Annotated in this window: 8 protein-coding genes; 4 read left to right on the plus strand and 4 right to left on the minus strand. The window is 68.4% G+C overall.

The window, feature by feature from the left end; translation table 11 throughout:
- Entirely contained in the window at positions 1 to 2,268 is a 2,268-nt protein-coding gene (gene ptsP / locus ACO2RV_RS09885; protein ID WP_423292363.1) for a phosphoenolpyruvate--protein phosphotransferase, read from the minus strand.
- A gap of 81 nt (positions 2,269 to 2,349) precedes the next feature.
- Positions 2,350 to 3,600 carry an aspartate kinase gene (locus ACO2RV_RS09890; protein ID WP_423292365.1) on the minus strand — a complete coding sequence of 417 codons (1,251 nt, stop codon included), beginning with the start codon at positions 3,598 to 3,600 and terminating at the stop codon, positions 2,350 to 2,352.
- A 175-nt stretch (positions 3,601 to 3,775) separates the two neighbouring features.
- On the opposite strand from ACO2RV_RS09890, the gene ubiG reads away from it, so the two are divergent.
- Together ubiG and clpB are read left to right on the plus strand one after the other, a co-directional pair.
- Entirely contained in the window at positions 3,776 to 4,519 is a 744-nt protein-coding gene (gene ubiG / locus ACO2RV_RS09895; RefSeq protein WP_423292367.1) for a bifunctional 2-polyprenyl-6-hydroxyphenol methylase/3-demethylubiquinol 3-O-methyltransferase UbiG, read from the plus strand.
- Between the two features lie 225 nt (positions 4,520 to 4,744).
- The gene (gene clpB / locus ACO2RV_RS09900) at positions 4,745 to 7,363 is read left to right on the plus strand and encodes an ATP-dependent chaperone ClpB (protein ID WP_423292369.1); all 2,619 of its coding nucleotides are present in this window, start codon (positions 4,745 to 4,747) and stop codon (positions 7,361 to 7,363) included.
- Between the two features lie 102 nt (positions 7,364 to 7,465).
- Here clpB and ACO2RV_RS09905 read toward each other — a convergent pair whose 3' ends face one another.
- The gene (locus ACO2RV_RS09905; RefSeq protein ID WP_423292371.1) at positions 7,466 to 8,356 is read right to left on the minus strand and encodes a UTP--glucose-1-phosphate uridylyltransferase; all 891 of its coding nucleotides are present in this window, start codon (positions 8,354 to 8,356) and stop codon (positions 7,466 to 7,468) included.
- Between the two features lie 236 nt (positions 8,357 to 8,592).
- Here ACO2RV_RS09905 and ACO2RV_RS09910 point away from each other — a divergent pair, with 236 nt between their 5' ends.
- Together ACO2RV_RS09910 and ACO2RV_RS09915 are read left to right on the plus strand one after the other, a co-directional pair.
- Entirely contained in the window at positions 8,593 to 9,966 is a 1,374-nt protein-coding gene (locus tag ACO2RV_RS09910) for a lytic murein transglycosylase (RefSeq protein WP_423292373.1), read from the plus strand.
- Between the two features lie 90 nt (positions 9,967 to 10,056).
- Positions 10,057 to 11,496 (plus strand): GDSL-type esterase/lipase family protein, encoded by a 1,440-nt coding sequence (locus tag ACO2RV_RS09915; RefSeq protein WP_423292375.1) that lies wholly within the window; start codon positions 10,057 to 10,059, stop codon positions 11,494 to 11,496.
- Between the two features lie 72 nt (positions 11,497 to 11,568).
- Here the strand turns inward: ACO2RV_RS09915 and ACO2RV_RS09920 are convergent, their stop codons facing one another.
- Positions 11,569 to 12,993 carry a glutamate synthase subunit beta gene (locus ACO2RV_RS09920; protein ID WP_423292377.1) on the minus strand — a complete coding sequence of 475 codons (1,425 nt, stop codon included), beginning with the start codon at positions 12,991 to 12,993 and terminating at the stop codon, positions 11,569 to 11,571.
- Between the last annotated feature and the right edge of the window lie 159 nt (positions 12,994 to 13,152).

The raw sequence follows: 13,152 nt of genomic DNA on the forward strand, positions 1-13,152 counted from the left end.
TCACAATGGGAGTCCCGCCTTCTCGGCGAAGGCCTTGAGCTGCGGGCGCAGGGTCGAGGCCTCCGAACCGGCCTCCAGCAGCGGGGCGACCATGGCGGCGACCTTGCCGAGGTCAAGCTCAAGCAGCATCGCCTTCACCGGCCCGTAGGAGGCGGGCGAGAGCGAGAGCTTGCGATAGCCGATCGCCAGCAGCGCCAGCGCCTCCAGCGGCTTGGAGGCGAGTTCGCCGCACAGCGTCACCTGCTTGCCGTACTGCGCCGCCTTGTCGGCGATCAGCTTCAGCGCCCTGAGGGAGGAAGGGCCGAGCGGGTCGAAGCGTTCGGCGACGCGTGGATTGGCACGGTCGGCAGCATAGAGGAACTGCACGAGGTCGTTGGAGCCGACCGAGGCGAAGTCGACGCGCTGGAACAGCTGGTCGAGCTGGAACAGCAGCGCCGGTACTTCCAGCATGACGCCGATCAGCGCGCGTTCCGGCAAGCCGTGGCCGTGACGGCGCAGATGAGTCAGCTCGCGCTCGACGATATGCCGCGCGCGGTCGAATTCCTCGACCGCGGAGACCATCGGGAAGATCAGCCGCAATTCGCGGCCCGTGGCGGCGCGCAAAAGCGCGCGGATCTGGCTGCGCAGCAGGCCCGGACGGTCGAGCCCGAGGCGGATGGCGCGCCAGCCAAGGGCCGGGTTCTCCTCCTCGATGGCGCGCATATAGGGCAGCACCTTGTCGCCGCCGATATCGAGCGTGCGGAACACCACCGGTCGCTCGCCCGCGGCGTCGAGCACCGATCGGTAGAGCTTGAGCTGCTCATTGGTGCGCGGGAAGGCCGAGGCGATCATGAACTGCAATTCGGTGCGGAACAGCCCGATGCCGGTCGCCCCGGTTTCCTCGATGTGCGGCAGGTCGACCAGCAGGCCGGCATTGAGATGCAGCTCGATCTCGATGCCGTCCCGGGTGACGGTGGGCAGGTCGCGCAGCGCGGCGTAGCGCTCCAGCCGCTTGGCGCGGAAGCGCACCTTCTCGGCGTAGGCGTCCTCGACATCGGAAGGCGGGCGCACATGCACCTCGCCCGAAACGCCGTCGACGATGACGGCATCGCCGGCATCGACCTGGCCGACGATGTTCTCGACATGGCCGACCGCGCTGATGCCGAGCGCGCGGGCGACGATGGTGAGGTGGCTCGTCGCCGCTCCTTCCTCCAGCACGAGGCCGCGGATGCGGGCGCGGTCATAGTCGAGCAGCGCCGCCGGGCTCATGTTGCGGGCGACGATGATGGCGTTGTCGGGCAGGCGCGCGCGGTCCGAGCCGCCGGCGCGGCCGGTCAGCTGGCGCAGCAGGCGGTTGGCCAGATCGTCGAGATCGTGCATCCGCTCGCGCAGATACGGGTCGGTCATGCGCAGCATGCGCGCACGGGTGTCCGACTGCACGCGCTCCACCGCACCCTCGGCGGTGAGGCCGGTCAGGACCGCCTCGCGCATGCGGCCGATCCAGCCGCGGTCATGCGCGAACATGCGGTAGGTCTCAAGGATGTCGCGGTGCTCGCCGACGCGGGCGACGCCCTCGTCCTCCAGCATGATGTCGATGGAGTGCCGCAGCGTCTCCACCGCGCCGTCGAGCCGTTTCAGCTCGGCGGGCAGGTCGTCGGCGATGACCTTGGTGACCTCGATGCGCGGCTCGTGCAGCACGACATGGCCGAGGCCGATGCCTTCCGACAGCGCGAGGCCCTTGAGGTGCAGCGGGCGGCGTGCGGCCGGCTCGGCGCCGGGCAAGGCGAGGGCGGTGAGTTCACCCGAGGCGATGATTTCGGCCAGCACCATCGCGGTGGTCTGCAGCGCCTCGATCTCTTCCTCGGTGTAGGAGCGGTGGGCGCGGTTCTGCACCACCAGCACGCCGAGCGTGTTGCCCGCGCGCAGGATCGGCACGCCGAGAAACGAGTGATAGATTTCTTCGCCCGTCTCCGGCCGATAGGAGAAGGCGGGGTGGGCCTGCGCGTTGGACAGGCTGATCGGTTCCGCCTCGCGGGCGACCGTGCCGACGAGGCCCTCGTCGATGCGCATGACCGTCAGATGCACGGCGGTGCGGTTCAGGCCCTCGGTGGCGTAAAGTTCAAGGGTGCCGTCGACACGCAGCACATAGACCGAGCAGACCTCGGCCACCATGTTGGCCGCGATCAGCACCACGATCTTGTCGAGGCGGTCCTGCGCACTGACGGGCTCCGCCATGACTTCACGGAGACGCCGCAACAGCACGCGCGGACCGCCAAGCGCGCTACGCATGAGCAATCCTCGGTTTCCGGGAGCCCGCAACCCCGGATCGTCGATCGAAAGGCGCGACTCGCATCGCGCCCGGCCTGTGCCTCAGGCGTCGAGCCCGTATACCGAATGCAGCGTCCGAACGGCAAGCTCGGTATAGGCTGCGTCGATCAGCACCGAGATCTTGATCTCGGAAGTGGAGATAGCGCGGATATTGATGCCGCGCTCGGAAAGCGCCTTGAAGGCCCGCGCCGCGACGCCGGCATGGCTGCGCATGCCGATGCCGATGATCGAGATCTTCACCACGTCGGTCGCCCCGACGATGGTCTCGAAGCCGATCTCGTCGCGCGCACTGGCGAGGGCCGCCTTGGCGCGCTCGAAGTCCGCCGTCGGCACGGTGAAGGTGATGTCGGTGAAGCCCTCGGCCGAGATGTTCTGCACGATCATGTCGACGTTGATGTTGGCCTCCGCGAGCGGCACGAACACGCTGGCGGCGATGCCGGGCTTGTCCGGCACGCGGCGGATGCTGACCTGGGCTTCGTCCCGGGCGAAGGCGATGCCGGTGACGACTTCACTCTCCACGATTTCCTCCTCGTCGCAGATCAGGGTGCCGGGCGGGTCGCCGGCGGTCTTGAGTTCCGGGGCGTCCGGATCGGTGAAGCTGGAGCGCACGAAGGTGCGCACCTTGTGTACCATGGCGAGCTCGACCGAGCGCACCTGAAGCACCTTGGCCCCCAGCGAGGCCATCTCCAGCATTTCTTCGAACGCGACCTTCTCCAGCCGCTTCGCCTTCGGGACGATGCGCGGGTCGGTGGTGTAGACGCCGTCGACATCGGTGTAGATGTCGCAGCGGTCGGCCTTGATGCCGGCGGCGACCGCCACCGCGCTGGTGTCCGAGCCGCCGCGCCCGAGCGTGGTGAGGCGGCCGCTCTCCAGATGGATACCCTGGAAGCCGGCGATGACCGCAACCTCTCCAGTGGCGAAGCGCTTGACGATCTCGTCGCCGTTGACCGAGAGGATGCGGGCCGAGCCGTGCGCGTCGTCGGTCGAGATCGGCAACTGCCAGCCCTGCCAGGAGCGGGCCGGGATGCCCATTTCCTGCAGCGCGATGGCCAGAAGACCGGAGGTGACCTGTTCGCCGGAGGCGACGATGGCGTCATATTCACGCGCATCGTGCAGCACGGCGGTCTCGCGCACCCAGCCGACCAGTTCGTTGGTCTTGCCGGACATCGCCGACACCACGACGGCGACCTGGTGGCCGGCCTCGATCTCCCGTTTCACATGGCACGCGACGTTGCGAATGCGGTCAATGTTGGCGACCGATGTGCCGCCGAACTTCATCACCAGACGTGCCATTATAGGAAACCGTAACCGTGTTCTTTTGTCGGGGCCGGGCTTTTGGGGAGGGGTGCCCGGCCGAAAAGGCGCGTATACATATCCACCTCGCGCCTCGCCCGCAACGGCAAGAGGCGTGCTTTGGCCGAGGCTGGAAATGTTCCGGGCTGAGCCGAACTACCGCATGAGAGATTCGATGTCCGAGACCGCCACCACCGTCGATCCCCGCGAAGTGGAGCGCTTCGCCGCGCTCGCCGCCGAATGGTGGAATCCCCGCGGCAAGATGCGGGTGCTGCACAAGTTCAATCCCGTCCGGCTGGCCTGGCTGCGCGAGAAGATCATCGCGCATTTCGGCCGCGACCCGCGTTCCATCCGCCCGCTGGAGGGGCTCAGGCTTGTGGATATCGGCTGCGGCGGCGGCCTCATCAGCGAGCCGTTGGCGCGCATGGGCGCTTCGGTGGTGGGAATCGATCCGGCCGAGCGGAACGTCGGCACCGCCGCACTGCATGCGCAGGAGAGCGGCGTGGCTGTGGATTACCGCGCCACCACGGCGGAAGCGCTGGCCGATTCCGGCGAGCGCTTCGACGTCGTGCTGGCCATGGAAGTGGTCGAGCATGTCGCCGACATGGAGCTGTTCCTCGCCCGGGCGGCCGAGATGGTGAAGCCGGGCGGGCTGATGTTCGCCGCGACGCTGAACCGCACCAAGCGCTCCTTCGCGTTGGCCATTGTCGGGGCGGAATATGTGCTCGGCTGGCTGCCGCGCGGCACGCATGACTGGAACAAGTTCGTCACCCCGGACGAACTCGCCGCCGCGCTGGAGGCCGGCGGGCTCAGCGTGATCGACCGCGAGGGCGTGGTGTTCAACCCGCTCGCGGATGAATGGCGGCGCTCGGGCGACCTTGCGGTGAACTACATGATGATGGCCGAGCGGCCGGCGTGATGCGCTCCCTCCCTCTCTCCGCCGGGAAGAGGTGAAAAAGGAGAGGACGGCAAAAAGCCTTCCTTGACCCTGCTCAAGGCCCTTCCGTTGCCGATCGGCCACACTACATGAGGCTGAGCGGGTCGCCATGACGGGGCCCGCGGCGGTGGCCGGGATACGGGCGCCGCAATCCCGATAACCGCTCGTGCCTCCATAGAGGGCGACGGGAGGGGTCTGGAGGGACAGATGAATTTCGAGATCTACACTGAACGCGCGCGTGGATTTGTGCAGTCGGCGCAGTCGCTTGCGCTGCGCGAGGGCAATCAGCAATTCACCCCCGAGCACCTGTTGAAGGTGCTGCTGGACGATCCCGAGGGTCTGTGCGCCGGGCTGATCCAGCGTTCCGGCGGCGATCCGCGCATCGTACTAGCGGACACCGAGGCGGCGCTGAAGAAGCTGCCCAAGGTGCAGGGTTCGGGTGCGGGACAGGTCTATCTCGCGCCGGCGACGGCGCGCGTGTTCGAGGCGGCCGAGCAGGCGGCGAAGAAGGCGGGCGACGGCTATGTCACCGTCGAGCGGCTGCTGCTGGCGCTCGCGCTGGAGAAGGACAGCGAGGCGGGCAAGATCCTCGCTAAGGCCGGCGCCACGCCGCAGAAGATCAACACCGCCATCGAGGCGCTGCGCAAAGGCCGCACGGCCGACAGCGCCACGGCCGAGAACGCCTATGACGCGCTGAAGAAATATGCCCGCGACCTCACCGAGGCAGCGCGCGAGGGCAAGCTCGATCCGGTGATCGGCCGCGACGAGGAAATCCGCCGCGCCATTCAGGTGCTGTCGCGCCGCACCAAGAACAACCCGGTGCTGATCGGCGAGCCCGGCGTCGGCAAGACCGCCATCGTCGAGGGCCTCGCCTTGCGCATCGTCGACGGCGACGTGCCGGAGAGCCTGAAGGACAAGAGCCTGCTCTCGCTCGACATGGGCTCGCTCATCGCCGGCGCGAAATATCGCGGCGAGTTCGAGGAGCGGCTGAAGTCCGTGCTTTCCGAGGTCGAGGCGGCCGAGGGCGGCATCATCCTGTTCATCGACGAGCTGCACACCCTGGTCGGCGCCGGCAAGACGGATGGAGCGATGGACGCCTCCAACCTGCTGAAGCCCGCTCTGGCGCGCGGCGAGCTGCACTGCGTCGGTGCCACCACGCTCGACGAGTACCGCAAATATATCGAGAAGGACGCCGCGCTTGCCCGCCGCTTCCAGCCCGTCTTCGTCAATGAGCCGAGCGTGGAGGACACCGTGTCCATCCTGCGCGGCATCAAGGAGAAGTACGAGCTGCACCACGGCGTGCGCATCACCGACTCGGCGCTGGTGGCGGCGGCGACGCTGTCGAACCGCTACATCACCGACCGATTTCTTCCCGACAAGGCGATCGACCTGATCGACGAGGCGGCCTCGCGCCTGCGCATGCAGGTGGATTCCAAGCCCGAGGAGCTGGACAGCATCGATCGCGAGATCGTGCGCCTGCGTATCGAGCAGGAGGCGCTGAAGAAGGAGACCGACGCGGGCTCGAAGGACCGGCTGAAGAAGCTGGAGAAGGAGCTCGCCAATCTGGAGGAGCAGTCCTCCTCGCTCACCTCGCGCTGGAAGGCGGAGAAGGAGAAGCTCGGCGACGCGCAGAAGATCAAGAGCGATCTGGAGAAGGCGCGCGCGGACCTCGCCATCGCCCAGCGCAATGGCGAGTACCAGAAGGCCGGCGAGATCGCCTACGGCACCATTCCGGCGCTGGAGAAGAAGCTCGCCGCCATCGAGGCGAAGGATCTCGCTGCCGAGGTGAAGGCCGGCGCCATGGTGGAGGAGGCGGTGACGCCCGATCACATCGCCGGCGTCGTCTCGCGCTGGACCGGCGTGCCGGTCGACAAGATGCTGGAAGGCGAGAAGGAGAAGCTGCTGCGCATGGAGGAGGTGCTCTCCTCCCGCGTCATCGGTCAGAAGGAGGCCGTGGAAGCCGTCTCGACCGCGGTGCGCCGCGCGCGGGCGGGACTTCAGGATCCCAACCGGCCGATCGGCTCGTTCATGTTCCTCGGGCCCACGGGCGTGGGCAAGACCGAGCTGACCAAGGCGCTGGCCTCGTTCCTGTTCGACGACGATACCGCCCTCGTGCGCATCGATATGTCGGAATACATGGAGAAGCACGCGGTGGCCCGGCTGATCGGCGCGCCTCCCGGCTATGTCGGCTATGAGGAGGGTGGCGCGCTGACCGAAGCGGTGCGGCGCCGGCCCTATCAGGTCGTGCTGTTCGACGAGGTGGAGAAGGCCCATCCCGACGTGTTCAACGTCCTGTTGCAGGTGCTCGACGACGGGCGCCTGACCGACGGGCAGGGCCGCACGGTCGACTTCCGCAACACGCTGATCATCATGACCTCGAACCTCGGTTCCGAGTATCTGGTGAACCAGCCGGACGGCGAGGACACGGAAGCGGTGCGCGACGAGGTTATGGGCGTGGTGCGCGCGCACTTCCGCCCGGAATTCCTCAACCGCGTCGACGAGATCGTGCTGTTCCACCGTCTGCGGCGCGAGCAGATGGGCGCGATCGTCGACATCCAGGTCAAGCGGCTCGACAAGCTGCTGGAGGAGCGCAAGATCCAGCTGGAGATCACCCCCGAGGCGCGCGATTTCCTCGCCGAGAAGGGCTACGACCCGGCCTATGGCGCGCGCCCGCTGAAGCGGGTGATCCAGAAACTGCTGCAGGACCCGCTGGCCGGGCGCATCCTCGCCGGCACGGTCAAGGACGGCGACGTGGTGCGCGTGGAGCGCGGGGCGAACGAGCTGCTGTTCGACACCCGCCCCGGCGCGGTGGAGGAGGCGGCCTGACGGCGCCGCCGGTCACGCAAACAGACAAGGGCGCCACGTGAGTGGCGCCCTTTTTCGTTTCGGATTTCGTCCGGGATGACAGTACTTCGCGACGAGACGCCCTCACACCTTCGCCAGCAGCGCCTTCAGCTCGGGAAGGAAGGTGTCGGCGATGTCGGGGCGGTCCAGCGCATAGGCGACATTGGCCATGAGGAAGCCGAGCTTCGAGCCGCAGTCATAGATCGCGCCGTCAAAGGTCACGCTGTAGAAATCCTGACCCTTGGCCAATTTGAGCATGGAGTCGGTCAGCTGGATCTCGCCGCCGGCACCACGCTCCTGGGTGGCGAGCAGGTCGAAGATTTCCGGCTGGAGGATATAGCGGCCGGAAATGGCGAGGTTGGACGGGGCGACGTCCTTCTTCGGCTTCTCCACCATCTTGGCGATCTTGTGCACGCCGTCGGCCACCTCGTCGCCGAGGCCGACAATGCCGTACTGGTCGGTCTGGTCGGTCGGCACCTCGTAGACCGCGAGATGGTTGCCGCCGCCGGTCTTCTTATAGGCGTCGACCATGCGCGCCAGGCAGCCCTTGCCGTTGCGCGGCTTGTGCAGCATGTCGGGCAGCAGCAGAGCGAAGGGTTCGTTGCCGATGATGTCGCGGGCGCACCACACGGCATGGCCAAGGCCGAGTGGCAGCTGCTGGCGGGTGAAGCTGGACTTGCCCGGCCCGAGCGTCTCTTCGCGCAGGACGTCGAGCAGCTGGTACTTGCCGCGCTCGGACAGGGTCGCCTCCAGCTCGTACTGGCGATCGAAATGGTCCTCGATGACGCCCTTGTTGCGGCCGGTGACGAAGACGAAGTGCTCGATGCCGGCGGCGCGCGCCTCGTCGACCACATGCTGGACGACGGGGCGGTCAACCACGGTCAGCATCTCCTTCGGCACCGCCTTGGTGGCGGGCAGGAAACGCGTACCGAGGCCGGCAACGGGAAGGATCGCTTTACGGATCGGAGTAGCCATAGGGAGGACATGCCGCTGTTGGTGACGGTGAAGGAGGACGTGCCAGGAGCTTTGCTACAAAATCGAACTTAACGTCTTCCTGACGGCTTTGACACGCACCCTATAACGCTGTGCCGACAAAACGGGTCCGCATGAGGGCCAAACTGCGGGGCGTCCCCGAATCGTCTGCCCGTTAAGCTCGCTGAAACCATGGCGGCTCCCTAATCTCGCCTCGAGTTCGCGTAAGGGTAAGCGCTATGAGTAATCGGACGACGGTCCTCGGCCGGCATCATGCCGGCGGCATCGCCGGCGCGATGATGATGTGCCTCGGGCTTGCCGGCTGCGCCTCGCCGGACGATGTGACCGGCGCGCTGGCGGCGCCCTCCGCCCGTCCTGCGCCCGTCGCCAGCATGGCCCCTTCGCATCCGGCCGCGACACCGAGCGCGCCCGCCGCCTCGTCCCATCCCGAGATGACGCCGCAGGCGCTGGCGCGCGCGGAGGCGAATTTCAGCCGCTGCATCGCCTCGCTGGAGCCGCTGGCGCGCTCCAAGGGCGTTTCGGCTGCCGGCTTCCGCCGCTACACCGCCGGGCTGAAGCCCGACATGGGCATCATGGAGAAGCTGCAGACGCAGCCGGAATTCGCCCGCACCGCCGGCGACTACGTGACCATGCTGGTCTCCGAGACCCGCATCCGCAAGGGGCGCGAAGCGATGGCGCAGAACGCCGCCGTGTTCGACGCGGTCGGGCGCACCTATGGTGTCGATCCCTATGTGGTCGCGGCGATCTGGGGCATCGAGACCAATTACGGCAGCGCGCGCGGCTCCTATCCCGTGTTGCAGGCGACGGGAACGCTGGCTTGCGTCGGCCGCCGCCAAGCCTATTTCCGCGATGAGTTCGTCGCCGCGCTGCGCATCGTCGACAAGGGCGACGTGCCGGAAAGCCATCTGCGTGGTTCCTGGGCCGGCGCCTTCGGCCTGACCCAGTTCATGCCGACCGCCTTCCAGCGTGATGCTGTGGATTTCGACGGCGACGGCCACCGTAACGTGGTGGATTCGGTCGCCGACGCCATGGGCTCCACCGCCAACAAGCTGAAGCGTGGCGGCTGGGTCGCCGGCCGCAGCTGGGGCTATGAGGTCGTGCTGCCGGCACGCTTCAACTACGCGCAGGCCAGCAAGAGCATCCGCAAGCCGATGCGCGAGTGGTGGGCGCTCGGCGTGCGTCGGCCGGAGGGCCGCCCGATGCCGAGTGGCGACGAGATGGCGTATCTCTTGCTGCCCGCCGGGGCCAAGGGCCCGGTCTTCCTGATGACGGACAATTTCAAGGCCATTCTCAGCTACAACCCGGCCGACGCCTATGCGCTCGCCATCGGCCATCTCGCGGACCGCATTCGTGGCGGTGGGCCGTTCGTGCAGCCCTGGCCGGAGGACGCGCGGGCGCTGTCGCGGCTGGAGCGCACCGAACTCCAGCAAAGGCTTGCCTCGCGCGGGCTTTATGTCGGCCCGCATGACGGCGCACTCGGCGAGAAGACGCGCGACGCGGTGCGCGAATATCAGGTCAGCGTCGGCCTGCCGGCGGATGGCCTGCCCTCCGGCGAGGTGCTCGATTCGCTGCGCAACCGCAGCGGCTCGTGAGATCGTGCGCGGCGTCGGGCGGGCGGGGCTTGAAACTGCCGCTATAATGGTCCACCGCTGCGTCACGTTGTTTCCTGCCAAGGGCATGCCATGGCCGCGCGCCGCTTCGATCGGGCTCTGAAGGTGCTGGCCGCCGGCGCGCTGCTTGCCGGCGCGCTGCTGCTGGCGAGCCCGCCGGTGCTGGCGCAGAGCGACTGGTTCCGGCCACCCGGCAATGTCGGGCAGCCGAGCTCGCGACCCTCGCAGCCTCAGCGTCAGCAGCAGGTCCGCCCCCCCGTGCAGCAGCGCCAGCAGGCGCCGAGCCGCGCCCAGCAAAGGCAGGCGGCACCCGCGCCGCGCGAGAGCTGGTCGCCCTTCCAGCCGCTGATCAACCTGTTTGGCGGCGACCGTCCGCGCACGGTGGCGCCGCGCCTGCCGCGCGGGGTCGATCCGGCTCCCGTGGTGCGGGCGCCCGTCGTGGCGCCGCCCGCCGAGCCGCGCGGCACGGTGTTCGAGAATGTCGCCGCCGCCCGCAGCGAGGGCAAGGACGTCTCCCAGGTCGTGCTGGTGCTCGGCGACGAATATGCCGGCCCGCTGGCGCAGGGGCTTGCCGATGCCTTCGCCGCCGACCGCGAGGGCGTGGCGGTGGCGGGCCGCAGCGAAGCCGGTTCCGGCCTCGGTCCGGCCAGCAGCTTCGACTGGCTCTCGACGATCCGCCAGCTCTCGCCCGGCGAGCCGCCCAACGTCATCGTGCTGTTTGCCGGCGCCAACGATCTGGCGCCGATCGACGATCCCGCCGGTCGGGCGGAACTGCTCGACCTGCGCTGGCGCGAGATCTATGGCCGGCGGCTCGACGAGGTGCTCGCCAGCCTGAAGGCGCTGGGCCGCCCGGTGGCGGTCGTCGGCCTGCCGCCGGTGGAGGATGATGACCTCAACGAGCGCCGCACGCAGTACAATGCACTGGTGAAGGACCAGGTCGAGCGGGCCGGGCTGATCTTCGTCGATGCCAGCGACGGCTTCGTCGACGAGAACGGCAAGTTCATGATGTCCGGCCCCGCCGTCGACGGCCAGCGCCGCCGCCTGCGCACCGCCGATGGCATCGGCTTCACCCGCGCGGGTGGGCGCAAGCTCGCCTTCTTCGTCGACCGCGAGCTGGACGACCTGCTGTCCCGACCGGGTGATGCGACGCCGGCTGCGGCGACGCAAAATCCGGCCGACACCCGCCCCTCGATCATCCTGCTCACCGGTGGCGCCGCGCCGGGCGCCCGCGCGCTGGCCGGCGCTCCCGGCGGCACGGCGCCGGCCGCCATGCCGGCGGTCTCCGACGGTCAGCCGGAGCCTTCTCGCGTGCTGGTCAGCGGCGAGGCGCTTCCCGCCGTGGCCGGCCGCACGGATGATTTCCGCTGGCCGGCCGGTCAGCCTGCGGCCACCGCCGAGCCGCTGGTGCCCGCCATGCCGGGCGGCACGGCGCTGCCCTCCGGCCCCGTGCCCGCGCTCGCGGCTCCCGGCACGCCGACCAGCGGTGCCGGCATGGGCACCGCGGCGCCCTGACCGGGTGAGCAAAGAAAAACGGCGCCTTGAGGGGCGCCGTTTTCATGTGCGGGTCAGTTCCCTGCGGGACGCTCAGCGCGGCAGGACGGAGGCGCCCGTCAGGAAGGTGTCGATCGACTGCGCGGCCTGCCGGCCCTCGCGGATCGCCCATACCACCAGCGACTGGCCGCGGCGCATGTCGCCGGCGGCGAACAGCTTCGGCACCGTGGTGGCGTAGTCGGTATCAGGCGCGGCGACATTGCCGCGCCGGTCCAGCGTGAGGCCGTCCTGCTCCAGCATGCCCTGATGCACCGGATGCACGAAGCCGAGCGCGATGAAGACGAGGTCGGCCCTGATCAGGAACTCGGTGCCGGGGATGGGCTGGCGCTTGGCGTCGACGCGGGCGCACTTGACCGCGGTGACGCGGCCCTTCTTGCCCTCGATGCCGAGCGTGGCGGCGGCGAATTCGCGGTCGGCGCCTTCCGCCTGGCTGGTCGAGGTGCGGAACTTGGTCGGCCAGTAGGGCCACACCGCCAGCTTGTCCTCCTTGATCGGGGGAACCGGGCGGATGTCGAGCTGGTGCACGGAGAGCGCGCCCTGACGGAAGGCGGTGCCGACGCAGTCGGAGGCGGTGTCGCCGCCGCCGATCACCACCACATGCTTGCCGGCGGCGAGGATGGGCTCGTCGCGGCCGACATCCTCGTGCCCGACGCGGCGGTTCTGCTGCACCAGGTAGGGCATGGCGTAATGCACGCCTTCCAGCTCCTGGCCGGGCAGCGCCGGATTGCGCGGGGCCTCCGAGCCGCCGCACATCAGCACGGCGTCGTGGCCTTCGAGCAGTTCGTCGAGCGGCACGGTCACGCCGACATGTGCGCCATAGTGGAAGGTGACGCCTTCGCCTTCCATCTGCGCCACGCGGCGGTCGATGTAGTGCTTCTCCATCTTGAAGTCGGGAATGCCGTAGCGCAGCAGACCGCCGGCCTTGGGCTCGCGCTCATAGACATGCACCTCGTGCCCGGCGCGGGCGAGTTGCTGCGCGGCGGCCATGCCGGCCGGGCCGGAGCCGACCACGGCGACCTTCTTGCCGGTCTTGTGCGCGGCCGGCTCGGGCTTGATCCAGCCCGACTTCCATGCCTTGTCGGCGATGGCCTGCTCGACCGTCTTGATGGTGACGGGCACATCCTCGAGGTTCAGCGTGCAGGCTTCCTCGCAGGGCGCGGGACAGATGCGGCCGGTGAATTCGGGGAAGTTGTTGGTGGAGTGGAGGTTGCGCGTCGCCTCCTCCCAGTTCCCGTTATAGACGAGGTCGTTCCAGTCCGGGATCTGGTTGTGGATCGGGCAGCCATTCGGCCCATGGCAGAACGGCACGCCGCAATCCATGCAGCGCGAGGCCTGGTTGGCGACCTCGGCATCCGGCAGCGGCAGGGTGAACTCGCGGAAGTGGCGAATGCGGTCGGAAGCGGGCTGATACTTCGCCTCGCGCCGATCGATCTCGAGAAAGCCCGTAACCTTACCCATTGCGCCCTCTTTCGCGGAGCACCGCCACCTTGGAGCCGTTCCACCCCAGGTGCCAGATACATCAATCATGCCAGTTGGGAAATGACGGCGCGGCACACGGCCGCGCCAACGGCCCCCTCGGGCCGCCCCGCGTCGAACCCCGCGCGGAGGAGGGGGCGG

It is taken from the genome of Ancylobacter sp. VNQ12, from assembly GCF_049445835.1.
Lineage (GTDB): Bacteria > Pseudomonadota > Alphaproteobacteria > Rhizobiales > Xanthobacteraceae > Ancylobacter.

Bases quoted from the DNA above. Each gene is read 5' to 3' on its own strand.
- ACO2RV_RS09915 (WP_423292375.1), top strand. From the start codon at position 10,057: ATGGCCGCGCGCCGCTTCGATCGGGCTCTGAAGGTGCTGGCCGCCGGC.
- ptsP (WP_423292363.1), bottom strand. From the start codon at position 2,268: ATGCGTAGCGCGCTTGGCGGTCCGCGCGTGCTGTTGCGGCGTCTCCGT.
- ACO2RV_RS09920 (WP_423292377.1), bottom strand. From the start codon at position 12,993: ATGGGTAAGGTTACGGGCTTTCTCGAGATCGATCGGCGCGAGGCGAAG.
- clpB (WP_423292369.1), top strand. From the start codon at position 4,745: ATGAATTTCGAGATCTACACTGAACGCGCGCGTGGATTTGTGCAGTCG.
- ACO2RV_RS09905 (WP_423292371.1), bottom strand. From the start codon at position 8,356: ATGGCTACTCCGATCCGTAAAGCGATCCTTCCCGTTGCCGGCCTCGGT.
- ACO2RV_RS09910 (WP_423292373.1), top strand. From the start codon at position 8,593: ATGAGTAATCGGACGACGGTCCTCGGCCGGCATCATGCCGGCGGCATC.
- ubiG (WP_423292367.1), top strand. From the start codon at position 3,776: ATGTCCGAGACCGCCACCACCGTCGATCCCCGCGAAGTGGAGCGCTTC.
- ACO2RV_RS09890 (WP_423292365.1), bottom strand. From the start codon at position 3,600: ATGGCACGTCTGGTGATGAAGTTCGGCGGCACATCGGTCGCCAACATT.